Here is a 26,739-nt window from a genome sequence, read left to right as displayed (position 1 = left end):
CCATTCAAATATTGATTGACTTCAGTTTGTATTTCTTCGTCCATATTTTTTCTTGTACCTTGCGCAGATATGATGCATTAAATTCTCTTAAACATAAAGAGAGTTTTACCACCTTCAATGACATTCATATCGTACTAGTGTAATTAATACAAAACTGTATCAGTATGTTTACAAATGCCCCAAAAACGATATGTATTTTCTTTCTTTTTTTTGCTTTTACAGTAAATGGGCAAACGAGCTCCTTTGCAAAAGATAGTTTAAAGCTCGAATCGCTTATTGATGGAATGGACACTTTTTACAAAGATCCTTTTCACTACCGAAATACAATTCCTAAAGCTTACCAGCTTGTCAACAAAATGCTTCAAAAGCATCCTGAAAATATTGAGTTAAAGAGAAAACGTACACATATTTCAGATCTCTACTTCACATTTAAGAGACAGGAACTCAATTTCGAAGAAGGTTTAAAGATCCTTTTAGAAAATATTCAAGAGCGTAAAGAACTAAAAGATTCTTGTGAGTTATCAAAGTCCTATAGGGATTTGGGTGTTTTTTGGCGTATTCAAAAAAACTACAAAAAGTCGCTGGAGTTTATTGATGAATCTTATAAAATAGCAAAAGAGTGTAAAGACGAAAAGTCTCTAGTGAGAACATTGGCTTCTTATGGCATATACTATCATGTTTTAGGAGAATATGATAAAGCCAAAGATTATTTTCTTCAAGCTTTGCAACTTTCTAAGAAGATCAACTATACAGGAGGAATTGCAAATTCGAGCTGGAGTATTTACCGAATCTATTCTTTAAAAAAAGACTACAAAAACGGACTTCCTTATTTAAAAAAAGCGGAAGAAGGTTTTAAAAAAACACAAAACATTTCCTCTTTAGAAAAAATCACAGCTGCCTACGGAAGCTATTATCGAAAAAGCGGCAAACCCCAAAAAGCCATTCCTTATTTCAAACAGGCCATAGACTATAACTTAAAATTAAAGGATAGCTCTCGTTTGATGTACCGTTATTTAGGTATCAGTAATGCCTACGTACAATTGAAAGATTATAAAAATGCTTATTACAACTATTTGAATTACAAAGGACTTCAAAAGAAAATTGATAATAAAAAACACTATAGAAAGTTGGTAGAAATAGAAACCAGAATGGCTTACAAAAATCAAAAGGCACTCGACAGTATTCATTTCGCACAACAAAAAACTCTTGATGAGCAAAAGATCAAGCAAAAAGCCAATAGCAGGTTTTGGTGGGTAGTTGCCTCATTATCTTTCATTGTTCTTCTTATTGGTATTGCTTATTGGGTTAACAGGCAACGTATAAGAGAACAGGCTTATCAAAATATCCTACTCAATAAAAAAGTCGCCACTAAAACAGAAGAAATTCAGGAGCTCTTGAATGAGACTATGAAACACATCAGATCAAAAGAAAAGATTGCTTCGAATCTTCAAAAAATATCAAGAGAAGAAGGCGGAAATCTACAGAGTGTTATTGCTGATTTAAAAGCATCGAAAGCTGATGACACTAAATTATTATTAATAAAAGAGAATATTGAAAAAATAAACTTTGAGTTTTTAAAATCCTTAAAGGCCAAACACCCTAATCTAACAAAAACAGAAATCGAAGTATGCTCCTTTATCAAAATGGGATTATCCAGAAAAGAGATTGCAGAAGTTCGAGGTACATCAGACTTCGCTGTAAAAACAATGAGGAATAGAATTCGTAAAAAGATAGGAATAGATTCTTCTATTACACTTAACAACTATCTAAACTCTTTATAACTCACTCACAAACAAACACAAACCCTTATGTAACCTCTTTTGTAACCCCATGTTTTTTGGAGAAAAAACTCATTGGCTATAACATTGCATCAAGAAATTTTAAAGCCTTTTATCCCCCGGGTTAATTAAGATAGTTTTACAACAACTCATAAAAGGCTCTATTGCTTCTAGAAGGGGTGAAGCAATTTAGTTAGGCAACTCTCAATACGAAAAGTATTGGGGGTTCCTTTTTAAAAATCAAAATACCAATTGAACAAGTCTGCTCGTATTCCGGCTCTAAACCAAATATTGCTTCCGTTAGAAAAACCATTGGTATTGGTATCAATAGATAAGTTTCTATAACTAAACCCAGCAAATAAGCTTAAGTTGTTAGATGGATTCAACAAATAGTTTCCTTGTAAGTCTAAATTAAAGACAGTAGCCGAATTTCCTTGAGCTAATGAGTTTCCTGTGTCGCCAAGTCTGATGTCATAAGACTGAAAAATATTACCTCCGTAACTTACAGCTTCATCAGCAAAATCAAATCCTTTCTTACCAATCACCAACTTAGCGCTTCCGCTCCAACGGTCTTTTTTGTATCTGGCAATTCCTACAAGTTCCCAAAAATTAGCACCCCATAAATGCCCTAATGGCTGGTTGTAATTTCCATAGTTCAAGGTTGCGTTTCTATGCGCAAAGGTGTAAGGTCTTGCATAGTTGAATTCTCCTTGTAAGAATAGATCTTCTACTTCAAAAGCATCAAAGTATTTGGCTCCTAATTGCAAAGCAAACTTATTTCTCCAATCTCCTAAATTGGTTAAATTCCCTACTGAGAATTCATCAATTACCAATTGTGAATAGAGTGATATTTGATCAGAAGCTTTGTATCGTGCCGACAATCCTACCATGGCGTTTCCAGAATCTTCTCCTCTGTTGAACTCAACAGAACGGTAAAAAATCAATGGGTTGAAAAAAGCAGCATCCATTCCGTTTTCTCCTGTAGAAATAGCTGCCTCAAACAGTCCTAAGTTGAATCGTTCTGTAATATTGATACTCAAATAATGCAGTGCAATATATTTTCGGGCATGCTCATTATCAACTACCGCAGGAAATCTTAGGTCTCTCCCCCAAATCCAAAGGTTGGTGTACTCAAACTTCCAAAAGTTTACTTTTCCTTTCAAATACAAGGAAGGTGACGATACGTCTGATAAAAAGAACGATCGATATCCATCCCCGATAAAGTTCTTTCCATGTCCAAACTGAAATTGTAAAAACTTATTGGGTGTATAAGACAAATATCCTTCTGCTACCGGATAGTCAAATGCATCTTCTTTAAATCGTTTTGCTTTTCCTCTTCCAGGAACAAGTCCTTCAGAAAAAGCTGGCCTGAAATTCAATGAAGGGTTTTCGATATATTGATTGATATAGTCTGCAAATCTGGCTTGACTTTCATATATGGTTGCCGAAAACGAAAAATTCTTTCCAAAACCTCCGTTTACTCGTAAGATTCTTGAATTGTTGTAGGTAAATGAAACATCAGAGTCGTCTTTTCCAAATTGAAGGTCCAACAAGAAATCCATGGTAAACCAATAATCTTCTTCTTGTACCGATAATAAGTGTTCGTTCCACAGTTTTCTACCAACCCATGTTTGTACTTCAGGTTTTAGAAATTGAGTTTTGGTTGAATCTAGATTGATCAATTGATTCACATCATTGAACAAATACGGTTTTGATGCTGTATGCTTTCCTTTTTTGTGCATTGCATATTCATAGTCTACATAACGCTGATGCGTAAAAGGAATATTCAATTGGCTAGTATGAATCGGGAATTCAACATCTTTGAATGATTGCTTTTTTACGACTTCATTCAAATCTTCTTTTTGAGGTTCATAGCTATCAATGATCACAGGTTCCGGATCGTCTTCTAATGGAAAAACCAACGGGAAGACAAACTGCATTTCTATATTATGATTGTTGTACTGTGCCGGTTGAATACGCGGAAAGGATTTAAAAACTCTATCTACTTCTTCTTTGAGTTCTTTATAAGGAGAATTCACATAGATGAGTTTAAACTCTCCTGTGTTGGTTACAATAAAGGTGGCATTAATTATTCCTTTGAAGCTTTCATTTTGAATAATGGGAGGCTCCTGAAATTTATTATAAAATGTTTCTTTGGTCATTTTAAAGAAACAATCCTTGACCAACTCTAGTGTTTCCCCTTTACATTCATCAAAAACCGGATATTTCTTTACTTGAGAAAATCCGATGAATGGAATTAAAAAAAAGAAAAAGAAAAGCTTTCTCATTTTCACGAATCTATTTTAGTAACGTTACCATTTGCAAGTTGGTATTTCTCATTGCTTTCCGGACAGCTAGCAAAACCTGCTTCGTCAAAATTCAAACGGTGTCCATATTCACTAATCCAACCTATTTGCTTAGAAGGGTTTCCTACAACCAACGCATAAGGAGCAACTTCTTTAACAACAACAGCTCCAGCTCCAATAAAAGCAAACTCTCCAATGTCGTTTCCACAAACAATTGTAGCGTTGGCTCCAATACTGGCTCCTTTTTTAACAACTGTTTTCGAGTATTCTCCTCTTCTGTTTACAGCACTTCTAGGATTGATCACATTGGTAAAAACCATAGAAGGTCCTAAGAAAACATCGTCTTCACAAACAACACCTGTATAGATAGAAACATTGTTCTGAACCTTTACATTCTTTCCTAAAACAACATCTGGAGATATCACAACATTTTGTCCGATGTTGCATTTCTCTCCTATGGTACAATTGGGCATAACATGACTAAAATGCCAAATTTTTGTTCCCGCTCCTATTTCACATCCTTCATCAATAACCGCTGTTTCGTGCGCAAAGTATTCTTTCATCTGAATTTTTCGTTACTTATTTTGTTATGCTGTGAAAATACAACATTTATTGAAACCTGCTTCTAGGAGTTCCCTCATATTCTTATAAAAAAAAGCAGCTCGAAAGCTGCTTTTTTAATCTACTTTAAAACTAATGGGAAGTAAATACCGTACTTGAACATTCTTATCTCCAACTTTACCCGGTGTAAATTGTGGTAGTTTTCCTACCATTCTTTGTACTTCCTTATGCAGTTTTTGATGCGGCGCCCTTACTTTTATATCAACAACATTTCCTTGTTCGTCAATAATGAATTGGGCAAAGATTTTGTAATTCCCCGGTAATAATCCTAGCTCTTCTCCTAAACCTGTATCAAATTTTTTATTGACAAATTTTTTCATCTTTCTCTCAAAACAGGCACGGTTCTCCTCTAAGCTCACGTCTTTGCATCCTTTAAACAGAGGCACAACCATTTTATAACTATGGATTTTGTTGATTGGTTTGGGTTCTTCTTTTACAGCTTTTTTTTCTTCTTTTTTAGAACTTCCGGTTACCGGAGTAGGCTGTATCGTTGGCTCCAAAACCGGAAGTGCTTTTTTAGGAGGGTCTCCCTTTTTTATTTTGTCTAGAGGTTTTGGCTGGTGAACGGGTGCCTGAGCTACTTTCTTAGGCGGTTCTTTGTATTTTACAAAATCGAAAGGCTCTGGATGCATCGTAAAGATATCATCGGGCAATGGAGGGTGTGGTTTTGTTACTTTCTCTGCAATGATGTTTTCAATGAGTAAATGTGTAACAAATAAGACCAATATCAATGATATTTGCATAAAGATCAAAGAATACTTTTCTAATTGTTTTCGTGGATTTTTTTTGTGTGGTATCATAGCTTTTGTTTTTAATGGTTAACTTATTGAAAACAAATAATGTGCCAACAAAAAAGCCTAACAGAATCGTTAGGCTTTTGCTTTTATCTTGTAAAAACTTACTCTACATCTACTCGCATTGGTAATGTATATTTTACTCCCACAGCTTTTCCTCTTTGTTTACCAGGAATCATTTTAGGCAATAATTTGATAATTCTAACTGCTTCTTTTTGCAATCTTGGATGCGGTGCTTTTGCTCTGATATCTACAATATTTCCATTTTTATCGATCTTAAAAAGCATGATGATTCTTTTCTTCCCTGGAGCCAATCCTAATTCGTTAGGAAGATCAGAGTCAAACTTTTTACCAAAGTGCTTTTGCATCATCTTATTAAAGCAATCTTTTAATGCTTCATTATCTCCTTTACATCCGGGAAAAACGGGTACATCTTCTATAGCAAAGAAAGGAACATCTTCTACAATATCCTCCGGTTCATCTACCTCATCAATATGATCTACAATAATAGCATCATCTTCATCAATTTCATTGGGTTCAATAATATCTTCTACAACATCTTCATCATCGGGTACAATTACGGTTACATCCGGAATCTGAGGTTTTGGCTTTTGAACTTTTGGTTCCAGTCGTTTTGTAATTGGGGTATCCGGCTCTTCTATGGCCGTCATGTTCACATCGGCAAATTCTCCGAATTGCCTTTCAAAAGTTTTCTTTTCAATAACAACATACACTAAAAAGAGTGCTAATACCAATCCTAGTTGCATGAACAACTTACTGTAATTTTCTAAATTGAATTTGGGATTCTTTTTTACTTGCATTTTTTAAATTTTTAATAGTTCAACTAAAAAATTGCAAATAACATGCCAATAAAAAACCCGACTATTATAGTCGGGTTTAACATTTAATATTTCGATATGTATTATTCTACATCGATTCTCATTGGTAAAGTGTACTTAACTCCTACTGGCTTACCTCTTTGTTTACCAGGAGTCATCTTTGGCAATAACTTGATAATTCTAATTGCCTCTTTTTGTAATCTTGGATGTGGAGCTTTTGCTCTGATATCTACAATATTTCCACTTCTATCGATCTTGAAAAGCATGATCAATCTCTTCTTTCCTGGAGATAATCCTAATTCGTTTGGAAGATCAGAGTCGAACTTCTTAGCAAAGTGCTTTTGCATTTTCTTGTTGAAACATGCTTTTAATTGCGCTTTAGTTCCTTTACAACCTGGAAAAACTGGTACGTCTTCAATAATTGTAAAAGGTACATCCTCGACAACTTCTTCTGCTTCTTCCACCTCTTCGATTTCTTCTACTTCTACAGCTTCTGTTTCATCTGTTTCTGTAGTTTCAATCACAGTTTCTTCAACTTCTTTTTCGTCTTCTACAACTTCAATCTTTTCTGGAGTTGGTGGTGGTGGTGTTTTAGGAATTTCTGGTTCTATACGTTCAGTAATTGGAATTTCTTCTTCTAGATCTGCATTCATCACAACATCACCAAAATCTCCAAACTGGCGGTCAAATGTTTTCTTTTCAATGGCTACATACGTAACAAAAAGTGCTAAAACCAAACCTATTTGCATGAACAGCTTACTGTAGTTCTCTAGGTTTGACTTTGGGTTTTTCTTAATTTCCATCTCTGAAAGTTTTTAATAGTTCGCTAATTTAACTAAATTATTATATGATTTACAATATTTAACATTAAATAAGACGAATTTTTTTTTCGAACATATGAAATGCTAAAATCGCTAATAAAATCCCTACAGAATTGGCCACCATATCTAGGTAACTTGCTGTCCTATAGGTTGTCACAGCACCTTGAATTACCTCAATAACTGTGCCGTAAATAAAGCATCCTGCAATGGTATATTTAACCCAGGAGTAAAAATGGTCTTTTTTTAAAATAGTATACAACCAAGAAAGGGTTAAAAAAAAGTATGCTATGGAATGAGAAACTTTATCTGACGATGAAACATAAAGTCCCTCTGAAGGGACTTTAATAAAGCTTAAAATAGCTATTGAAATTGTAATGGTAAAGGCAATGTAGATTGCTTTATCCAGCAATAAGTTCTTTATATGCTTCAGCATCTAACAAGCCTTCTATTTCTGATTGATCTGCCATGATAGATATCTTGATCATCCATCCTTCACCATAAGGGTCTGAATTTACGATTTCCGGCTCGTCTTCTAGTTTTTCGTTAAACTCAGATACTTCTCCAGTAAGTGGCATAAATAGATCTGAAACTGTTTTTACAGCTTCTACAGAACCAAATACTTCGTCTTTGGCTACTTGGTCATCCAAAGTGTCTACATCTACATAAACGATATCTCCTAATTCTCCTTGAGCAAAATCAGTAATTCCTACGGTTGCAATATCTCCTTCAATTTTTACCCACTCATGGTCTTTGGTGTATTTTAAATCTGATGGAATGTTCATTGGTATAAATTGTTTTTTAAATTAGTTTCCTCCTAAATTATAAATAAAATTAAATCCTGCGTTTATTGACTGTCTAGGAAACGTTGTTGAAATTGCATACCTAGACGTTTGATGGTTGTAATAAAACGACGCCGTTAAATTACTACTTAATATATAATCTGCTGACAATTTTAGTGAAAATAATTTTTGCCCTCCACTGATTTGATTGTTATCAATATCAACTGATCGAATTAAGGTTAAATTATCTCGTAACGAAAGGTCTGCTCTTACATTAATATCACCTTTTAATGTTTGCTTCTTTCCGGTGAAAGATGTTTTCATTTTTACATCTTTAAACACATAACCTAACCCTACGATATACTCGGTTCCTTTGATGTCTGTTAAGGTACTGTTGTTAAAGTTCATGGTTAGCGTACGGTCTCTTTTTACCTCTCCTTTAAATGAGAACGAATTTTTCATCTTCATCTCTACTTTTACTAAAGGATTGAACTCATCAATTAGTGTTGCCGATGAAATTAGAATTTCAGGATTGTAAGTATCACTCAGTGGATTAATTCCTCCAAAAGGTTCTGAGGCATCGTATTGTAAATTACTTGTAAAATTAGTTACAGTATAAGAAGAGCGATATCCATGGGTAACACTAAAACTGCTAAAGTTCTTTTTAAACCACTTATACTTCATAAATCCTGTATAACGAAGTGTCCAGTTAGGAATAGGAATATCTCTAAAAGGTCCTAATTTCACCTTGCCTGCGTCTTTCCCTGAATAGGCAGCTAAAAAAGCCGGCAATAATACTTGCTGACTATTGAGTCCGTAATTTGCCAGGTTAGATCCCGGATTTTCTGAAACCAATCTTGCTGCGATACGATCTCTATTGGCTCTTAATTCTTGGAATAATTGATCTCCATCCTTAAATGCGGTTGAGAACATTGAATAACTGGTACTAAAGTTTCCGTTTACAAATGCAGGGATATTCGGATTGATAATTCCGTTTTCACTACTTGCATCTTCAATAATATCTAACTGCTGAGTTAGGTTTCTTGTTCTAATCTTATTTCCGGTAATCTCAATACTAAAATCATTTACCGGTTTTAATGAGAAGCTATAGTCTAAATTGTTTCTGTGTGTTCTGCTGTAGGTCTTATCAAAATAGTCATCTCCAGCGCCTCTTGGTGCTACCAACCAACCACTATTTAATGCTCTATTTCTAATATCGATCTGACTTCCAAAAACAAATCCTAAAGTAGGTGATAAGCCTCCATTAAAACTATCTCTTCCTAAGAACCCAGCTTCCGGTTCATATCCCGGTAATGCTTGACCATTGTTTTCTGTATAACTGATCTTGGCTGTTTTTACAGAAGTTAATACATCATAGAATCCTTTTAAGAACTTTTGTCCAAACGTTCTCTTATCTCTACCTTTTGAGTTTACCTGGTTTGGTAATTTAGGAGCTCCCGGTAATCCCGGATTGGTTCTTCTTGAGCTCTTTTTCTTTACAAACAGTCTTTCCAGTTTGGTATCTCTATACAATCTGGCCATGTTAAATGTTCCGGAGATATTATGCGTGTTTGCATTCTGAATTAAATTCCCGATCTGTTGTCTTAACTGTTCGTCCTGAGAAGAAACACTCCAATCGAAATCTGCCGCATAAGAATAATCTGCCGTTACAAAGTTCAAATAAGGAATCTTATTGATCGGTAACTTATAGGTTGCATTTAACTTTTGATGGTAGTTTGTAGGTCTTCCAACATTAAAGAAGTTGTCAAATATTTCTAAGTCTTCATTATTTCCAAAAGCATCATAAATAAAGCTATTGGTTGCATTGAACGTTACATTTAATGATTTTGTAAAATCAAAGCCAATCGTATAATCCCAATCAAACAAGAAACGTCTTTGCGTTAATTTAGGTTGTGGCGATAATCCTGCTACCAAGTTTCTCGATTGTTGTTCATTAAAGGTTCTATTAATCCTTGAGTTAATCGCAATGTTCTTTGGAATCGGATTAAAGTTGATATCCTTTATCAATTTCAAGTATCTACTTCTTAAAAGTTTGGTCTTTTTGAATGGTTCAAAGAACTTAGGTTTGAAATTAAAGTTATACGAAGCAGAGGCAACTACATTTTTATTTACGGCTCTTTCTATATTATAGTCTCTGTGTACCTCCTCGTTAAACGCATAGGAAACTGTTAGGTTTTCTACATCGTAGAATTTAGGTTTTTTAGAAGATTCAGGATTACGTCTTTTCTTCACATTGATAAAGCTGATACTTCTTCTTTTGGTATAATCTCTGGCAACATCTGTTCCTCTTGGTGTTCCTGTATTTAGGTTTGCAGCCTCTACATCTTTTAACTCAACATCTTGGTATTGCGGATCAAACTTAGGGTCGATAAACTGCTCTCCAATGCTATAGTTCATCGGTAATTCGATTCCCCATTTTTTAGGCATCATTTTTCCTAAGTTGATACTTGTAGAAATATCGTATTGTTTGCTTTCGTCTAAAGAACGCTGACTCACTCTATCTTCAACATTTCCAAATCCAACAGTTTGCATTCTACCTGTCATAGAAACATTGGCTACATCTGCAAAGTTTGCATCAGCGCTAACCACAGCTGCCCAACCACCTTCGTTGTCGAATCCTGAAGCACGTAATTCGTTAAACCAGATCTCTGCACTCTTGTCTAGGTTGGCATTATTTCTTACCCCCAACATAATAGTTCTGATTTGAGCTAACGTAGGGTTTCCTTTTACTCTTAATACTAGTTGAGATGGATCTCCACCTGCTGCCGGATATAATTCATTTATTGGAGCATTGGCAACATCTCTGTCTAACTTTAATTTTCCTAATTGCTCTAGCATAGCATTTAAATTATTGGCTTCTGGCCAAACATCTAAAGGTGCTAAGCTTCCGTTAGGTGATATTTTTAATGGAACTTCTAATTGATAGAAGTTATCATTCAAGTCTGTTCCTAAACGAATGATGGCTGTCATTTCATCGTCGCTTACCCCTCCTACCATTATTGGTTCTGCGTGAAGAAACATCTTTAACTCTTTATATCTACGAAGATCTACACTGATATTTTTATAGATCGCTCTTATCTTGTTTTGAGGAAGGTTGTTTACTTTTAAAGAAACCGATTGCTCGTTTTGTTGTTGTATAGTTGTACTTCCTTGCAAACGCTCTCTAATGATTCCCGGAGGCAATACATATCTTCCTTCGTTTTGTTCAATATTTACAACTCCAACTTCAAAATCGTTTAATTCGGTTTGCGTTAATTCTTGATCAGGGTTTACCGCAGGATCCAATGTTCTTGTATAACGTCTCCAATCTCCACGTACAAGGTCTAATTCACCAAAACGTAATACCAAAGGCATTTTGGCTCTAGTGATAAACATTCTAATAAATCGGATACTGTTTAGGTCTGAAATATTGTTAATAGGTGTTCCTCCTCTAATTGGAATTCTAAACTGATACCAACGTGCTGTTTGAACCTGACCGTTATCTAGAGTTACTTGAGTTTCTTTTTGATCTACAATAAAGTTTTGCCCAACTATCAGGTCATTTCTATTTAAAGACACCTTATATTCATAATAACTCTCAACAGTATTCATAGTTTGATCTCTGTTGATGTCCTCTACATCAGGATAAGTTGTTGCTGATGTTGGGAAAGATTCTGTTGATTGGTTAAGTGTTGGCGAGTTACCTTGTGTATTGTTGAACAATTTGTATCGGGTAATGATTGATGCATCTATCGCATCTAACTCAGCCCCTCTGTAGTATCTATAGTTATCAGAAGCCGGATCTGCTAAACTTGCCAGTGCAGGAAACATCAAACGCTCTTCATCATCTGTTAAACCATCCAGTCCGATATCTTGATTGGCTCTGGCTGCATCATTCTCATCAAAAGCATAAATGATTGATGGGTTTGTAGGAACTTTACCCCAAATAGTTGGAGTTGTATTTAAGGTTGATCCATCTGCAGGTAATCCGTTTTCGTATAGTTTCCTATTATCCTTTAAGATATCTTCAGAGATGTTTCCTAAGTTGAAATAAAGATCTCCTACTTGATTGGTTGGGTCTTGTGGATTAACTCCGGTTGGTAATCCTTCTTCATTAGTAATCGAATAATTCAAATAAGGATCCATCATCCAGAATTGGATATATTCTACATTGGCCTGCTCAAAATTGTTAGTGGTTAGCGGCCTCATGATTCCTCCCCAACGATCTTCCGGATTGTTAAATGTTCCGTCTGGGTTTACATTGTTTGTATCAAAGTTGTATTGTCCTCTTTCGTTTGGAAAATACGCTAAATCTAATGTTCTTACTAAGGTTTGTTGCGTAACATCCAATTCTTGATTTGGAAACAACTCACTAAAGTTTACTTGACGAGTTTCATCTCTAGACAAGGCATCGGCATCAATATTTCCAGGTGTATTTCCTGCTCCGTAGAAGATCGGGTCAATATTATACCATGCCATTCTAGCTCTTAAGTTATTGTAGGAAAGATCACTTGCCAAACCGTTTAAGTTTGCTCCGGATCTCTGTGGTGTACTTGCTGTATACCATTGCAATGGTGTAAGTAAGCTGATAGGAATTTGTGAAGCTTCAAAATCATCAATATAAGCTGTTGCAGCTCCTGTTACATCAATCCCACTAGGTGATCCCGGGATCAAATATGCCATGTCTGCTCTAACCGATAAATTAGACGGGATATCTGTATCTACAAAAGGTAACTTATTGGCCAGTTTGGTAAAGAGTGGCATTTCTGTTGAGAAATCTAGATTTAATCCCAACATTGTATTGTTGATCGGTTCCGAACCAAAATTCACTTTCGGAGTTAACGGTCTTTCGTTCACATTTAAAACCGTTCCTCCTACGATAAAGTTTTCATTGAATTTATGTTCTACATCAACTCCCATGAAGGTTTTTCTTTGTTGATTGAACACGGAGTTATTTTCTGTAGAAACCTGAATTGGAATTCCTGAAGATTGTAATCCCGGATCTAAGATCTGTACTCTACCGGCTATATAGTCTACCACAAAATCAATTCCCTCTACCAGCTGTCTTCCTCCGGCTGTTACTGTTACCGAACCTTGTGGTACGTTATATGCGTTTAATGGAATTCCTCCTCCGTTTTGAGATTTGAAATATCCTTTTAAGAGGAATTTATCTTTGTTCTGGTTGTTGTTTTTTACATTGATCTTTGTATCTAGATACAGCTCATCAAATACAAATTGATCGATATCTGATTGTACTGTTAAAGATGATTCTAATCCGTTTCCAAAAGGCTGAGGATCGGGAAAGATCACATATCCGTTTTGAGAATTTACAGTAATTCCTTCTACATAATCAAAATACCCATCGGGTGTTTGAAACTGAGTTTGATCTAGTTTATCCAGATCAAAAACTTGTAGTAAAGGTTCATTAGAAATTCCCGGTGTTTGAGCATTTTGCAAGGTATTGGACGGAATTCCTGTTTGATCATCACGATACTGGATCTCAAATCGAAATCCATTAGGTTCTAACGGATAAGCTCCTAAAGCATATACGTTTTTCATCATCAGATTCCAGGTTGGAAATGGTTCAATTCCACCAGATCCATCAGGTCTGCTCGTTGTTAAAATTTCACTTCTCAATAATTTCACCGCTAAGTTTGCCGGTGCTTGAATTCCATCATTTGAGAATTCCCCAACTTTATAAGAAGCTTCTCCCGGCTGTCCATTTTCGGTAGCTCCAACAACGGTATATTCATATGCCACTGCTAAGATCTCACCATCATTTAATCTTCTGTTTAAAGAGATAAATCCTAGTTGTGGGTGTAAGGTATATTCGTTGGGTTGTAATTTTCTTGCGTTTTGCAACAAGCTATAGTCTGTACCTTGCTGCATATTAAATGTGGTTAACAGCGTATTGTCTACTGTAGAAATATCACGAATCCCACTGGTAGCTGTTAATACTGATGAGATATTATTCGATTGATTGGTTGGAATATTTACACCGTTTACCGCAATGGTATTGGTTTGAGTGATATTGGAGTTTACCAAATTACTTGCTCCCGTCTCACCAATATCAGCAAAAGCAACAATACTTCTAAAATCTTCTACAGAAGCATTTCGGTTGGTAATCCAAATTTCAATTCTGGTAATATTGATTGGGCTACTGATCAAAGGATATTGTCTCAATGATCTTGCATAGTTTTCTCTAAAGTATTGCGATAAGAAGAAGTGCCTGTCGTTATCATAATCGGTTGCTCTCAATTCAAACTCTTCAATAGAGGCTCCTGCTTCTGCTGTTACCGTTGTACTTTCTGAGTTTTGCTGTGAGAAAACTGCCGTAATGTTCGTTTTTCCAAATTGCAACTTAGTCTTTACACCAAATAGACTCTGAGAACCGTTGATCAAAGAGTTTTTAATAGGCATGGTTACGTTACCGGCTTCAATCCCCTGAAGAATATCGTCTTCTGTAGGCGTGTATTCTAATTTGATAAGGTTTTGAAAATCAAATGTAGATTGTGTATCGTAATTGGCTGTTAATTTTAATCGTTCACCGATCTGAGCCGTAATTCCGGCATTGATCTGCTGATCGAAGTCAAATGTAAAACTACTTCTGTTTTGTTCTGATAGTTGTGGGTTATCTGTATTTTGATAGATGAAGCCCAACTTTAAATTGATACTTCCTGTTGGTGTGATCTTAATTTGATTTCCTCCAAATATCGATTCAAAGAATTTAGAGTTCACATAATACGTAGGAAGCAGGTCTTTTTTTGCTGCGGCATTCTTACTGTTTCTAGCACTGATCTTACTCTTAAAGTACTCTAACATATCTCTTTGCAAGCGATATTTTTTGTACTCATCTCGAGTCATAAAAATTGGTGTCTTGATGTAGTAATCTCCTACCTTTTCAACTATCACATATCGATCGAGGCTTTTGTCGTAAATGACTTCAAATTTTGAAGGATATTTTAGCAATAAATTCCCCGTTTGACCGTGTTTGAAATTATATCTTAGATTCAATGTATCCTTCTTGGAAGGAACAGAATCTTTCTTTTGCGTATTGTTCTGTGCAGCAGTAAGATGTATTGCTCCCACAACAAACAAAAAACACAAGATGTATTTATATAACTTAATCAATTGACTATAAACTCTTTAACGCTTTTTTAATTAGCAATTCAACGCTTTCGTCGGGGGAATCTTTCAAAATAGATGAAACGACTTTTTCAGATTGTTTTCTGTTGAACCCTAAAACTTCTAATGCAGATAACGCTTCTTCTTTATTGGTATTGTTTGTTTTAACAGAAACTTCATCGATATCAAATGTTTTTAAGATCTTATCTCTCAAGTCTACAATAACACGCTGTGCAGTCTTTGCTCCAATTCCTTTTACAGATTGGATCAATGCTACATTTTCTGAAGCAATGGCATTCTGAATTTCTTCAGACGACATAGATGACAACATGGTTCTTGCAATACTAGGTCCTACACCGGAAACAGAGATCAATAATCGGAAAACTTCACGTTCAGTTTTCGTAAGAAAACCATATAGGGTATGAGCATCTTCTCTTATAGAAAGATGTGTATATAAATGAATTGCTTCTTCATCGGATAATGAAGAATAGGTTTGTAATGATATGTGCAATAAATAACCAACTCCAGAGCAATCAACCACAACGAATGTTGGATTTTTCTCTACTAGCCTCCCCCTAATTTGTGTAATCATCTTATTGAATCAGATTCCTAATGTAAGAAATTATTTTTGTCTTTGTTTTTGTTGAGCATCCACTACTGCTACAGCCGCCATATTTACCATTTCATCTACACTAGCTCCTAACTGTAAAACGTGTACCGGTTTTTTGAATCCTAAGATGATTGGTCCTATAGATTCTGATCCGTCAATTTGTTTCAACAATTTATAGGTAATGTTAGCTGATTCCAGATTTGGGAAGATCAGTATGTTTACTTTTTTTCCGTTTAACTTAGAAAAAGGAAATTCTTTTGCCAGCATACTTGGATTCAACGCAAAATCTGCTTGCAATTCACCATCAACATTTACATGTGGGAAATGTCTGTGGATATAGGAAACCGCATCCTGTATCTTTCTAGAACTCTCTGCATTAGAAGACCCAAAGTTTGAGAATGACAGCATTGCAATATTTGGTTTCATTCCAAACATTTTGGCAATCTTATAGGTCATTTGAGAGATCTTAGCCAAATCTTTTGCTGATGGGTTGATATTAATGGTAGTATCTGCCAAGAACATCGGTCCTCTTTTGGTCAACATCAAGTTGGTTGCTGCAATTCTGGTTACGCCTCTGTCTTTTCCTATTAGTTCTATCATTGGTTTTACAACTGTAGGATAAGGTCTTGCATATCCGGTAATCAAAGCATCTGCTTCTCCTTCGTTTACCATCATCGCCGCAAAGTAATTGCGTTCACGCATCAACTTTCTGGCTTGTAATATAGTAATCCCTTTGCGCTGTCTTGTTTCCCAGTACTTATCTGCAAAACGATTTCTTCTTTCTTTTTCTTCGTCTGTTTTTGGATCGATGATTGGAACATCTGCCGTAAATCCTAGCTCTTCTTTCATCTCTAGAATTACCTCTTTTCTTCCTAACAAGATTGGTTTTCCAATTCTCTCTTCATGAACTCTCTGAGCTGCTTTCAACACATCCAATTGGTCTGCTTCTGCAAATACAACACTCTTTGGGTTTCTTTTGGCTCTGTTGTGAAGCAATCTAATCTCTTTACTACCACTTCCAGAGCGATCCATCAACTCTTCACGATAGCGATCCCAATCTTCAATTGGCTCTGATGCAACTCCTGATTCGATAGCTGCTTTTGCAATTGCCGGTGGAATTTCATAGATCAATCTTGGGTCAAAAGGCTTAGGAATGATATAGTCTTTTCCAAACGAAAGACTTACCTCATCGTATACAATATTTACTTGTTCCGGCACAGATTTCTTAGCTAGATCAGCTAAAGCATGTACTGCTGCCATCTTCATTTCTTCGTTAATCTTGGTGGCTCTTACATCCAACGCTCCACGGAAAATGAATGGGAACCCTAATACGTTATTCACCTGATTAGGATGGTCTGATCTTCCGGTAGCCATCACAATATCATCTCTTGTTGCGCAAGCAAGATCATAAGCGATCTCCGGCTCAGGGTTTGCCATAGCAAATACAATAGGGTTCTTTGCCATAGACAATAGCATTTCCGGTGTTACCACATTTCCTTTAGACAAGCCAATGAATACATCTGCATTTTGCATAGCTTCTTCTAAAGTGTTCAGGTCTTTGTCTGTTGCAAATTCTGCTTTTTCTTCAGTAAGGTTGTCTCTATCTTTTCGAATCACACCTTTACTGTCGCACATCACAATATTTTCTTTCTTTGCTCCTAATCTTAGATACAAACGAGTACAAGAAATAGCAGCTGCTCCGGCTCCGTTGACAACAAATTGACACTTAGCAATGTCTTTTTCTGTGATCTCCATCGCATTTTTTAATGCTGCGGCAGAAATAATTGCTGTTCCGTGCTGATCGTCATGCATTACAGGAATATCCAATTCCTCTTTTAATCTTCTTTCGATCTCAAAAGCTTCCGGTGCTTTAATATCTTCTAAGTTGATTCCTCCAAAAGTTGGAGAAATTGCCTTTACTGTTTCTACAAATTTGTCTACATCTGTAGCATCTACTTCGATGTCAAATACATCGATGTCTGCAAAGATCTTGAACAGTAATCCTTTCCCTTCCATAACAGGTTTAGAAGCTTCAGGTCCGATGTCTCCTAATCCTAAAACGGCTGTTCCGTTGGAGATTACAGCAACAAGGTTACTTTTTGCTGTGTATTTATAAACGTTTTTTTTGTCTTTTGCTATCTCTAAACAAGGCTCCGCAACTCCCGGAGAATACGCCAAAGAAAGGTCGTGCTGTGTTGCATATTTCTTAGTTGGAACAACTGCAATTTTACCTGGTTTTGGCTTTGCGTGGTATAATAGTGCTTCTCTTCTCTTCCTCGAATCACTCATGATTTAGTCATTTGTTTGTGACTTACAAATATAGGCTTTTCGATAAAAGATAAAGGCTTAGTTTCAATCTTTTAAAAACTGGATGTTTCTTGTAAATCCGGCAAATTTTGTTCGCTTTACTGCCGACTTTTTAAAGACCTTTCTAAAGGTTTCTTCTGTGATCTCCTCCCATTCTTTTTTTGTCATATCCAAGAGTTCTTTTTTAGGTTGAAACAAAGGTTCTGAATGGGGTTTTGAAAAACGATTCCACGGACATACATCTTGGCATACATCGCACCCAAACATCCAATCTTCAAAGGAATCTTTAAACTCGGTTGGCAAATTGTCTTTCAATTCTATGGTAAAATAGGAAATGCACTTACTTCCATCAATGGTTGAATTGGGTAAAATCGCTTGTGTTGGACAGGCATCTATACAACGAGTACACTCACCACAGTGATCGGTAGGAAAAGGATGATCATATTCTAATTCCAAGTCAATGATCAATTCTGCTAAGAAGAAAAAGGATCCTTGTTGCTTTTGAATCAAAAGTGTATGTTTCCCATTCCAGCCCAAACCTGCTTTTTCTGCCCAAGCTCTTTCCAACACCGGTGCCGAGTCTACAAAAGCTCTTCCGCTTATTTCTCCTATTTCTTGCTGAATTGAATACAGCAATTCTCTTAGCTTTCCTTTGATCACATGGTGATAGTCTTCACCGTAGGCATATTTTGATATCTGATATGAATCTTTTCTTTGTTCTTCTTCAGGATAATAATTATAACTTAAAGAGATCACAGATTTGGCTCCTTCAACCAAGAGTCTTGGATCTAATCTTTTGTCAAAATGATTTTCCATGTAGTACATTTTTCCATGGTAATCATTCTGCAACCAAGATTCTAACCTAGGAGCTTCTTTCTCTAAAAACTCTGCTTTGGCAATACCGCAATCCAGAAAGCCTAAACGACTAGCTTCCTTTTTGATGAATTGTGAATATTGAGTTTGCTTGTTCAATGGATAGAATTATGGATTCAAAAATACAGAAAAAACAAATCGCTATTCTCATAATTCCCAACACTTCATTAAGCTCAAGAGTGGGTATCAAAACGCTTCATTACGTCTAAAAACTTCTTTATCAACATATTTTCATCTTCCTTTTTATAAGACAATGTAATAGGGAGTTCTATTTTTTCTTTTTCACACGAGGGAACATAACTCACATTTTCAACTCCAATATCAACAAAGTTATTCCCTGTAAAGGCGATTCCCAATCCCATAGACACCAAGTTGATCCTTCTCCACATAGATTCTATATGCTGAACAATTCTAGGTGTAAAGCCTTCATCAAAGCATTTTTCTAAAAAAACATCATACCACAGCGAATCTACATGTCTTGGGAAAATTATAAAATCTTCATCTTTCATCTCTTTAATAGATAGAGATTCAGAAGATGAAATAGGGTTGTTGTTGGGTATCGCATATACGATCTCATCTCTCTCAATAATCTTAGAAACCAAACGAATGTCATTTTTTAACCCATAGGTGAAAATAATATCGTTTTCTCCTTCAATCAGACTTTCCTTGGCATTGTAGGTTCCCGGAATTTCATCCAAGACGAGTTTCACTTTTGGATATTTCTGTGCGAATTCTCGAATACAATCAACTGCCAGTTTCGACATCCCAAAAATAGTAAACCCAATTCTCAACAAGCCTGTATATCCTTCTTCAACCTGCCTTATTGACTCTTTTGCTTTTTCCATATTGATTAGGATATTCTTACACTTTTGATAGAATAAGGCTCCTGATTTTGACAATTTGATTCTCTTTTTTTCACGAACAAACAGCTCTACTCCTAATTCTTCTTCAAGTCGTTTTACACATCTGGTTAAAGGCGGCTGAGAAATATAGAGTCGTTCTGAGGCCTTCCTGAAATTCAGCTCTTCGGCAACCACAAGAAAGTACTCTAGTTGTCGTATATCCATAGTTTTATTTTTAGAGGGTTAGAAGGTTTCAAAATAGGTATCAACTCATACCTATAAAGAAATAATTCCATAGAAAGATATAAAATTTTATGGTTGATTTTTACAGTCCAAACAATATCACATCATGAAAAAAACCTCCTGTATGTCTTTATTATTTCTACACAAAAAAAACAATGATCGCTAAGTTTTTTTACCCCGAAAGAACGGCCATCGAGATAAAGTTCATATGCAACTAAGACGTCATTTTTCGATACGTCAACCAAATCGAAAATAACTTAAACCAAACTAAAATGAGAAAATTAATTTTTGCGCTTTTTGCGCTTCTAATCTTTAGCTGTAGTACAGAAGAGTCTATCTTAAGCGAACCTGCTTCGATAGATCAATCACAGTTTAACAGGCAAACAGAACAAGGTAGCACCCACTTGGTGTACCCTGCATATCTGGATGAAAACGGTAAGATCTCTGGAACAAGAGCTACTTATCTTTCTGATGAAGAATACAATATGATCAAAACAGCAACATTTAGAGGGCTTAGTGTTTACTCTGCTGTTGACGGAGCTAATTACAGTGAAGAAGCATTGCGAATAGCAGGAATCAATACTATTCGTGATATTCCTGTTCCTCCTCCATTTCCACCGGCCGATCCTCTTTGTTTGACTCCACAAATGGCAGCCTATCTTCAAGCTTTGGCAAATGAGCATTGTGAAGCTGTACCATTCTGCTGTGAATCAAATGGAACCTATTACTTATATATGTTTTATCCTACAGATATTGATTGCTTCAAAGCCGACCCCAACTTTCCGGTCTACGATTTTTAACAAATACAAAACCTCGCTGATAGCGAGGTTTTTTTATACTGAAAAACAACCTTTTGTTATAAAATGGCGTCATTACATTTTTAAGACTTTATTGTAACTTGTTTAACAAAACTTAAAGAAGGTCGTCTAAATACAAACTCTATGTTTGTCGACTCAACTAATAAACTATTATATGAAAAGAATTATTACTCTAGTTATTTTTACGATTACCATTGGAAGTTTTGCACAGATCAAAGGTAAAGTTACAGACACAGACGGAAAGCCACTTTCCTTTGTAAGTATCTATTTGGATAAAACCATTACCGGAACAACATCTAACGACAATGGAGATTATGAATTAGACATAAAAAGACCCGGGAAATACGTTGTTGTTTTCCAATTTTTAGGTTACAAAACCATTCGAAAAACAGCCAACATTCAAAGTTTTCCTTATACATTAAATGCCAGCTTAGAAGAAGAACAAGTTGAGTTGGATGAAGTGAAAATTTCTACTTCTGAAAACCCTGCAAATGCTATTATTAGAAGCGCTATTGCGGCAAAAGACAAAAACACAGACAAGTTAGCAGAGTATACCGCTAAGTTCTATTCGAGAGGATTATTCCGAGTAAAGAATGCTCCTGAAAAAATCTTAGGGCAAAAACTTGGAGATATGGGAGGTGGATTGGATTCTACAAGGAGTGGAATCATTTATTTATCGGAAACTATCTCTGAGATCGCTTTTCAAAAAAGGCCTCGAAACTTTAAGGAAAAGATCATTGCTTCTAAAGTAAGTGGGTCTGATAACGGAATCAGTTTTAACAGAGCTGAAGATGCCACCATCAACTTTTATGACAATGCTGTAAATGTTGCTGAAAATAAATTGGTTTCTCCAATTTCAAACGGTGCTTTTGGGTATTACAGATACAAACTCGTTGGTACTTTTTATGATAAGAACGGAACATTGATCAACAAGATTTCGGTGACACCAAAACGTGATGGCGATCGTATTTTTAAAGGCCATATCTATATTGTAGAAGATGAATGGGCTATTTATGGTGTAGACCTGATTACTTCCGGGAAACAAATTGGAATTCCTATGATCGGTGATTTGAGGTTTAAACAAGATTACAATTATGCTGAGTCAAATAAGGCTTGGGTATTGATCTCTCAAACTATCGATTTTCAATTTGGATTCTTTGGTTTTAATGTTGATGGACGATTTTCTTCCGCTTATTCTAATTATGATTTCAACCCTGGTTTTGACGATAGTACATTTACCAATGTGATCCTTTCTTTTGAAAAGGATGCTACCGAAAAAGACACAGCTTATTGGAGCACTTTACGTCCGGTACCCTTAACTGTTGAAGAAGTAAAAGACTATACTTTAAAAGACAGCATTAAAGCTTACCGTAAGTCAGAAAAATATTTAGATTCTATTGATGGTGTAAACAACAAGTTTACAATTACATCTCCTATTACAGGGTATTCATATAGGAACTCTCATGAAAAATGGTCTTTCAGCTACAGTGGTTTTTTGGATGACATATCATACAACACGGTACAAGGTTGGAATTTATCTACTCGTTTGAGCTATTTTAAAAGGCAAAACGATAAAGGAAAATGGTGGAATGCCGGAGTGAATATTAATTACGGGCTCTCAGATAAAGAGATCAGACCTATTTTCTATTTCAATAAAAAGTGGAACAATTTTGAAAGACAGAGAGTAAGCGTTTCCGGAGGTATTGCAACTCCTCAATTCAACGGAAGAAATCCAATCTCCAAGATCAACAATACCGTTTATTCATTATTGAGAGAACAGAACTATCTTAAGATCTATGAAAAAACCTATGGAAGAATCGGATATTCTCAAGAAGTTGGTAATGGTATTTACATGAGTTCATCTATTGAGTATGCAGACAGAAAGCCTTTGTTTAACACAACAAATTATGTATTGTTTGGTAGAGATGATGTAGCTTTTCAATCAAACAACCCAATAGATCCAACAGATTTTACTGCTCCTTTTAATCAGCATCGTATTTGGACTTTTAACTTGGGAGCTTCTTTTGTTTTTGGTCAAAAATACTTGATGTACCCAAATAGTAAGTTTGGTGTTGGAAACCCTAATTATCCAACTTTATCTTTGGCATATCGTAAGACGTTTGGATCAGATAATTCTGAGTACAATTCTGATCTATTCTTAGCTCGATTGAGACAGTTTGTTTCTTTAGGAAACGTGGGAGACTTTCAATACAATGTGCGTTCCGGAATTTTCTTAAAACAAAAAGACATTCCTTTTATGGATTATTTACATGCAAACGGACATCAATTGAATTTAGCGCCAAGCAGCTATACCAATAGCTTTGGATTGTTAGACTATTATACCTTAAGTACAAATGATAAGTATGCCGAGGCACATATTCAGCATAACTTCAAAGGTTTCTTACTTGGAAAGATTCCATTGATCAACAAATTGAATTTCCACTTAGTAGCTGGAGCCAAAGGGTTATTTACCGGAGGAAGAAAACCTTATTCTGAATATTCTGTTGGAATAGACAATATCGGATTTGGAAAATGGCGTTTCTTACGTGTAGATTATGTACGCTCTAACTTTAACGGAATTAAAAACGACGGGTTCTTATTTGGAATTACATTGTTTGACTAAACTAGAAAAGAAGTATCTTTGATGGTATGAAATTGAAGGTACTTCTTTTTGGTATTTCTACAGATCTCACCGGAGAAAACACATTAGATCTTGAGCTTAATAAAAATGCTTCTGTAGCTGATTTTAAGGATACATTGCAACGTCAATATCCAAAACTCACACAACTGAATTCATACGCTATTGCCGTAAACGAAAGTTATGCAAATGATGATACGCAGTTACATGAAAATGATACTGTAGCTGTTATCCCACCGGTAAGCGGAGGTTAATCTCTCAAATACTTTTTATCTACATAAAAAGTTCCGAAAGGAAGAATTGATGCTAAAAGAACAACTCCAAAAGTTTTTCCGTTCCATTGCATTTGGTCTTTGATCAAGTAGGCAATTACAATGTAAGCTACAAATAACAACCCGTGTGGCATACCCAACATTTTCACATATTGAGGATCGTCTAATAAGTATTTAATGGGAGTGGCAACAAATAATAAAAGTAGGTAAGAGGTTCCTTCTAAAAAGCTGATAATTCTGAAAAAGTTTTTCATAAAAGTTTTTAAAATTGTCTAGTCGAGCAGAGTCGAGACCTAAGACTTCTCGACTCTGCTCGAGGTGACATAAATTCGTCTACAAAGATACGGCTCAAATCACTATTTTTGTACTCAAATGAGCAATACTTCTATAAAAATTACGGCAGAAAAATTAAACTTAAACGAGTGTTATGATTTTGTTACCGACGACTCTTGTGGAGGCATCGCTGCCTTTGTAGGAACAGTGCGCAATAGCACTCAAAACAAAGAGGTAACACAACTTGATTTTTCCACATACAAACCGATGGCGATTAAAGAAATGCAGAAAATTGCAGATCAAGCCTTAGAACAATTTGAGATCAAGAAAATTGCCATTCATCACGCAGAAGGATTATTACAAATTGGAGATGTTCCTGTAATCATTACAGCATCTGCTCCACATAGAAAAGCGGCTTTTGCAGCCTGTCAGTTTGCGATAGATACTTTAAAAGAAACAGTTCCTATTTGGAAAAAAGAGCATTTTTCTGATGGTGAGGTTTGGGTAAATGCCCACCCGTAAAATTCAATGTGAAAATTTGACAATGAGTTAATATTTCAATTACTCTATTTTATTCTTATGGATTAATGTATTATATCTATGAATATGATATTTCCTTTTATCAATAAACGTATCAATTCTAACTTTGTAATTCACTTTCTTAATACTATAATCATCTTTTACTATTCGAAGTAAGAAAGCATCATTTAATTTAATCTTCAGTCGTTTGATAGTTCCTGAATGAAGACTTGAAATCTTATGAAATACGGTATCGCCTTTAACAAAGTAAAAATACACTATATCCTCTGTACCTGTTGTCCCTTTAGACGCATTGAGTTTTAGTTTTTCTACTATTGCAACGCTATCAAAACCTTTATCTTTTAATTTCTGCTCTCTTGCTTTACCATTATAGTATATAAAAATGAAAATTAAAACAAAAAAACCCAAAGTCCCTATCAATAGATATCTGTTAATTTTTTTCTTCTTATCCTTCTTTTGCTTTTTCAAAACACCATATTTTCTCCTAATTATAATTAAATAATTTCCATTTTTTTCAATAGGAAAGACGCGTTCATATTCTTGCAGATTCCTTGCTTTAAAATATAATCGAAAAACAACTCGTCTTCTTTGATTTCTGCTTCAAAAAAGTAATTCTCTATTTGAGAATATTCTTTTTCTAACTCACACAAGCTTACATCATGAGTGGCTATGATTCCTGTAGAACTAAAGCTAACTAATTTCTCTACAAACTTTTTAGATCCAGAAGCTTTGTCCTTGCTGTTTGTTCCTTTTAGGATTTCATCCAAAATGATAAAATATTCATCGTCTTTCATCAGATCGACAATGAATTTCAATCGTTTTAATTCTGAATAAAAATACGATTCATTGTCCGCCAGAGAATCCGTTGTTCTCATACTGGTGATCAATTTGATGGGTTTGTACTCAAAAGATTCGGCACAAACTGGCAACCCAACATTTGCCATCACAATGGATATTCCTATTGTTCTTAAGAAAGTACTTTTCCCCGCCATATTAGCCCCAGTGATAATATAAAATTTCTCTTGATCGATCTCAAAATCATTATCAACTCTGCTTTCCGGCTTCAATAAAGGATGTCCTAATGAAGTGGCTTTGATGATTATATCTTGACTGATCTTTGGAAAGTTATACTCAGGGTGGTTAAAGCAATAGTTAGCCAGTGAGTTTTGTGCATCAAAGAAAGCTACAACTTCAAACCATTCTTGTACTACATTTTTATAGTCGCCAATCCATTTCTCTACATCACAGGCATTTTTCAAATCCCATAAAAAGAGGGCATTTCCTAAAAGTGCTACAAAAATGTTGTTTCGATGATCGTACCTGTTTAATATTTTAGCAAAACGCTCAAAAATCTCAGAAGCTTTTTGTTTTTCTGTTTGAATCTTTTGTCGTTTTTCTTGTAATACTTCCGAAGAAAATTCAACCTTCTCTATCTCTTGTAAGAGCTGATAATACTGATCAAAAGTATCTTTGGCTTTGTTTGAATCTGTATAGATCTTTTGTGTTTTCTTTAAAAAGAAAATTGCAATTCCTAAACCTATAAAAAACCAAAGAACTAAGATATTGAAGGCAATCACTTGAAATGCTACCAGCCCTATGATCAAAGTAGAAAGTATTGAAAACAACAAAGGAAGTTTACTTAGGTTCTTTGAAAAAACTGTTTTGTAGTTAAGAATATAATCAGCTATCAACTTAGATGATTGACCAACACGAACCAACCCTGCAAGTGCCGAAAAGTGTTGCCTCCATTCTACTTTTTTGGCTAACTCAGTTATAGCTTCTTGCTTCTTTTCTATAGAATCGATTTCATTTGAGCTAAGGGTATTAGCCAGTTCTTGTTTTCCACTTTCTGTAACGGTTCTATTGATATAATTGAAAAAAGATCGCTCTCCGAAAAGATCTATATCGTGACTAAATGCGTGGTTGGAATCTATAAAATCAAACCCTACTTCACGAGAAATAAATTTTCCTTCAAATACTGTTAGTTCTATTCTGTTGATCTCAATTTTTTGAAGAATGACATCTCTTTTTTTTACCAAATCTGAATGCTTGACAATCAAAAAACCAAAAACAACAGCGCCTACTATAAAAACTATAGCCGAATTTAAAGGGGTAGCCATGGTAAGGTAAATGCCTAAGCCAGTTAATAGAAAAACAGCTAACCGAATTGTTGAAAACAGTGCTAGTCTTTTCTTTAATTGAACCAATTCAGTCTCAAAAGTAGCTTTTGCTTGTGTGTAAAATTCTACAGGATTCATTC

The 26,739-nt window shown here is 35.4% G+C and carries 20 protein-coding genes; 5 read left to right on the top strand and 15 right to left on the bottom strand.

All coding sequences use genetic code 11. The features are described from left to right. The first annotated feature begins 164 nt into the window (after positions 1–164). Positions 165–1,781 (top strand): tetratricopeptide repeat protein, encoded by a 1,617-nt coding sequence (locus ACFSRZ_RS07410; protein ID WP_379665907.1) that lies wholly within the window; start codon positions 165–167, stop codon positions 1,779–1,781. A 230-nt stretch (positions 1,782–2,011) separates the two neighbouring features. Here ACFSRZ_RS07410 and ACFSRZ_RS07405 read toward each other — a convergent pair whose 3' ends face one another. The 12 genes from ACFSRZ_RS07405 to ACFSRZ_RS07350 all read right to left on the bottom strand — a co-directional run bounded on the left by ACFSRZ_RS07405 (position 2,012) and on the right by ACFSRZ_RS07350 (position 19,920). Further along, complete coding sequence (locus tag ACFSRZ_RS07405; RefSeq protein WP_379665906.1) at positions 2,012–4,066, bottom strand: gliding motility protein RemB; 2,055 nt, start codon at positions 4,064–4,066, stop codon at positions 2,012–2,014. A gap of 2 nt (positions 4,067–4,068) precedes the next feature. Next, a complete protein-coding gene (locus tag ACFSRZ_RS07400; RefSeq protein WP_379665905.1) occupies positions 4,069–4,647 on the bottom strand; it encodes an acyltransferase in 579 nt (192 codons plus the stop codon). Between the two features lie 114 nt (positions 4,648–4,761). Then, positions 4,762–5,505, bottom strand: coding sequence for an energy transducer TonB (locus ACFSRZ_RS07395; RefSeq protein WP_379665904.1), 744 nt, complete (start codon positions 5,503–5,505; stop codon positions 4,762–4,764). Between the two features lie 98 nt (positions 5,506–5,603). After that, complete coding sequence (locus ACFSRZ_RS07390; protein ID WP_379665903.1) at positions 5,604–6,320, bottom strand: energy transducer TonB; 717 nt, start codon at positions 6,318–6,320, stop codon at positions 5,604–5,606. Between the two features lie 101 nt (positions 6,321–6,421). After that, positions 6,422–7,141: an energy transducer TonB gene (locus ACFSRZ_RS07385; protein ID WP_379665902.1), complete on the bottom strand. Its 720-nt coding sequence runs from the start codon at positions 7,139–7,141 to the stop codon at positions 6,422–6,424. A gap of 64 nt (positions 7,142–7,205) precedes the next feature. Next, on the bottom strand, positions 7,206–7,592 hold the full coding sequence (locus ACFSRZ_RS07380; protein ID WP_379665901.1) for a VanZ family protein: 387 nt from the start codon (positions 7,590–7,592) through the stop codon (positions 7,206–7,208). After that, positions 7,558–7,941, bottom strand: coding sequence for a glycine cleavage system protein GcvH (gene gcvH, locus ACFSRZ_RS07375; protein WP_379665900.1), 384 nt, complete (start codon positions 7,939–7,941; stop codon positions 7,558–7,560). The genes ACFSRZ_RS07380 and gcvH overlap by 35 nt, the downstream gene beginning before the upstream one ends. Before the next feature lie 21 nt (positions 7,942–7,962). Then, positions 7,963–15,069: a T9SS outer membrane translocon Sov/SprA gene (sov, locus tag ACFSRZ_RS07370; protein WP_379665899.1), complete on the bottom strand. Its 7,107-nt coding sequence runs from the start codon at positions 15,067–15,069 to the stop codon at positions 7,963–7,965. Between the two features lie 4 nt (positions 15,070–15,073). Next, positions 15,074–15,655, bottom strand: a complete 582-nt coding sequence (ruvA, locus tag ACFSRZ_RS07365; RefSeq protein WP_379665898.1) for a Holliday junction branch migration protein RuvA — start codon at positions 15,653–15,655, stop codon at positions 15,074–15,076. Between the two features lie 30 nt (positions 15,656–15,685). After that, entirely contained in the window at positions 15,686–17,962 is a 2,277-nt protein-coding gene (locus ACFSRZ_RS07360) for an NADP-dependent malic enzyme (RefSeq protein ID WP_379665897.1), read from the bottom strand. Positions 17,963–18,025: 63 nt separating this feature from the next. Further along, positions 18,026–18,952 carry a tRNA epoxyqueuosine(34) reductase QueG gene (gene queG, locus ACFSRZ_RS07355; protein WP_379665896.1) on the bottom strand — a complete coding sequence of 309 codons (927 nt, stop codon included), beginning with the start codon at positions 18,950–18,952 and terminating at the stop codon, positions 18,026–18,028. Between the two features lie 74 nt (positions 18,953–19,026). Continuing rightward, positions 19,027–19,920, bottom strand: a complete 894-nt coding sequence (locus tag ACFSRZ_RS07350) for a LysR family transcriptional regulator (protein ID WP_379665895.1) — start codon at positions 19,918–19,920, stop codon at positions 19,027–19,029. A 290-nt stretch (positions 19,921–20,210) separates the two neighbouring features. Between ACFSRZ_RS07350 and ACFSRZ_RS07345 the strand changes: the two genes are divergently transcribed. From ACFSRZ_RS07345 to ACFSRZ_RS07335, 3 genes are all read left to right on the top strand, one after another. Then, entirely contained in the window at positions 20,211–20,738 is a 528-nt protein-coding gene (locus ACFSRZ_RS07345) for a hypothetical protein (protein WP_379665894.1), read from the top strand. A 172-nt stretch (positions 20,739–20,910) separates the two neighbouring features. Then, positions 20,911–23,379, top strand: a complete 2,469-nt coding sequence (locus ACFSRZ_RS07340) for a DUF5686 and carboxypeptidase regulatory-like domain-containing protein (protein ID WP_379665893.1) — start codon at positions 20,911–20,913, stop codon at positions 23,377–23,379. A gap of 26 nt (positions 23,380–23,405) precedes the next feature. Further along, on the top strand, positions 23,406–23,648 hold the full coding sequence (locus ACFSRZ_RS07335; RefSeq protein WP_379665892.1) for a MoaD/ThiS family protein: 243 nt from the start codon (positions 23,406–23,408) through the stop codon (positions 23,646–23,648). On the opposite strand, the gene ACFSRZ_RS07330 is transcribed toward ACFSRZ_RS07335, so the two are convergent. Further along, positions 23,645–23,920 (bottom strand): DUF3817 domain-containing protein, encoded by a 276-nt coding sequence (locus tag ACFSRZ_RS07330; RefSeq protein WP_379665891.1) that lies wholly within the window; start codon positions 23,918–23,920, stop codon positions 23,645–23,647. The two genes, ACFSRZ_RS07335 and ACFSRZ_RS07330, sit on opposite strands and share 4 nt — an antisense overlap. Before the next feature lie 118 nt (positions 23,921–24,038). On the opposite strand from ACFSRZ_RS07330, the gene ACFSRZ_RS07325 reads away from it, so the two are divergent. Continuing rightward, on the top strand, positions 24,039–24,461 hold the full coding sequence (locus ACFSRZ_RS07325; RefSeq protein WP_379665890.1) for a molybdenum cofactor biosynthesis protein MoaE: 423 nt from the start codon (positions 24,039–24,041) through the stop codon (positions 24,459–24,461). Positions 24,462–24,500: 39 nt separating this feature from the next. Here ACFSRZ_RS07325 and ACFSRZ_RS07320 read toward each other — a convergent pair whose 3' ends face one another. Both ACFSRZ_RS07320 and ACFSRZ_RS07315 read right to left on the bottom strand, forming a co-directional pair. Continuing rightward, complete coding sequence (locus ACFSRZ_RS07320) at positions 24,501–24,947, bottom strand: hypothetical protein (RefSeq protein WP_379665889.1); 447 nt, start codon at positions 24,945–24,947, stop codon at positions 24,501–24,503. A gap of 26 nt (positions 24,948–24,973) precedes the next feature. Continuing rightward, entirely contained in the window at positions 24,974–26,737 is a 1,764-nt protein-coding gene (locus ACFSRZ_RS07315; RefSeq protein WP_379665888.1) for a MutS-related protein, read from the bottom strand. Positions 26,738–26,739: the final 2 nt, after the last annotated feature.

The organism is Pseudotenacibaculum haliotis (assembly GCF_042684245.1).
GTDB lineage: Bacteria > Bacteroidota > Bacteroidia > Flavobacteriales > Flavobacteriaceae > Polaribacter > Polaribacter haliotis_A.
This window is presented reverse-complemented; position numbering and strand designations above follow the sequence as displayed.

What these genes read in the sequence shown, in the direction of transcription:
- ACFSRZ_RS07385 (WP_379665902.1), bottom strand. Translation starts at nt 7,141, where the DNA reads ATGGAAATTAAGAAAAACCCAAAGTCAAACCTAGAGAACTACAGTAAG.
- ruvA (WP_379665898.1), bottom strand. Translation starts at nt 15,655, where the DNA reads ATGATTACACAAATTAGGGGGAGGCTAGTAGAGAAAAATCCAACATTC.
- ACFSRZ_RS07340 (WP_379665893.1), top strand. Translation starts at nt 20,911, where the DNA reads ATGAAAAGAATTATTACTCTAGTTATTTTTACGATTACCATTGGAAGT.
- ACFSRZ_RS07315 (WP_379665888.1), bottom strand. Translation starts at nt 26,737, where the DNA reads ATGAATCCTGTAGAATTTTACACACAAGCAAAAGCTACTTTTGAGACT.
- ACFSRZ_RS07390 (WP_379665903.1), bottom strand. Translation starts at nt 6,320, where the DNA reads ATGCAAGTAAAAAAGAATCCCAAATTCAATTTAGAAAATTACAGTAAG.
- ACFSRZ_RS07325 (WP_379665890.1), top strand. Translation starts at nt 24,039, where the DNA reads ATGAGCAATACTTCTATAAAAATTACGGCAGAAAAATTAAACTTAAAC.
- ACFSRZ_RS07345 (WP_379665894.1), top strand. Translation starts at nt 20,211, where the DNA reads ATGAGAAAATTAATTTTTGCGCTTTTTGCGCTTCTAATCTTTAGCTGT.
- ACFSRZ_RS07350 (WP_379665895.1), bottom strand. Translation starts at nt 19,920, where the DNA reads ATGGATATACGACAACTAGAGTACTTTCTTGTGGTTGCCGAAGAGCTG.
- ACFSRZ_RS07400 (WP_379665905.1), bottom strand. Translation starts at nt 4,647, where the DNA reads ATGAAAGAATACTTTGCGCACGAAACAGCGGTTATTGATGAAGGATGT.
- ACFSRZ_RS07410 (WP_379665907.1), top strand. Translation starts at nt 165, where the DNA reads ATGTTTACAAATGCCCCAAAAACGATATGTATTTTCTTTCTTTTTTTT.
- ACFSRZ_RS07335 (WP_379665892.1), top strand. Translation starts at nt 23,406, where the DNA reads ATGAAATTGAAGGTACTTCTTTTTGGTATTTCTACAGATCTCACCGGA.
- ACFSRZ_RS07405 (WP_379665906.1), bottom strand. Translation starts at nt 4,066, where the DNA reads ATGAGAAAGCTTTTCTTTTTCTTTTTTTTAATTCCATTCATCGGATTT.
- ACFSRZ_RS07330 (WP_379665891.1), bottom strand. Translation starts at nt 23,920, where the DNA reads ATGAAAAACTTTTTCAGAATTATCAGCTTTTTAGAAGGAACCTCTTAC.
- ACFSRZ_RS07380 (WP_379665901.1), bottom strand. Translation starts at nt 7,592, where the DNA reads ATGCTGAAGCATATAAAGAACTTATTGCTGGATAAAGCAATCTACATT.
- ACFSRZ_RS07360 (WP_379665897.1), bottom strand. Translation starts at nt 17,962, where the DNA reads ATGAGTGATTCGAGGAAGAGAAGAGAAGCACTATTATACCACGCAAAG.
- gcvH (WP_379665900.1), bottom strand. Translation starts at nt 7,941, where the DNA reads ATGAACATTCCATCAGATTTAAAATACACCAAAGACCATGAGTGGGTA.
- ACFSRZ_RS07395 (WP_379665904.1), bottom strand. Translation starts at nt 5,505, where the DNA reads ATGATACCACACAAAAAAAATCCACGAAAACAATTAGAAAAGTATTCT.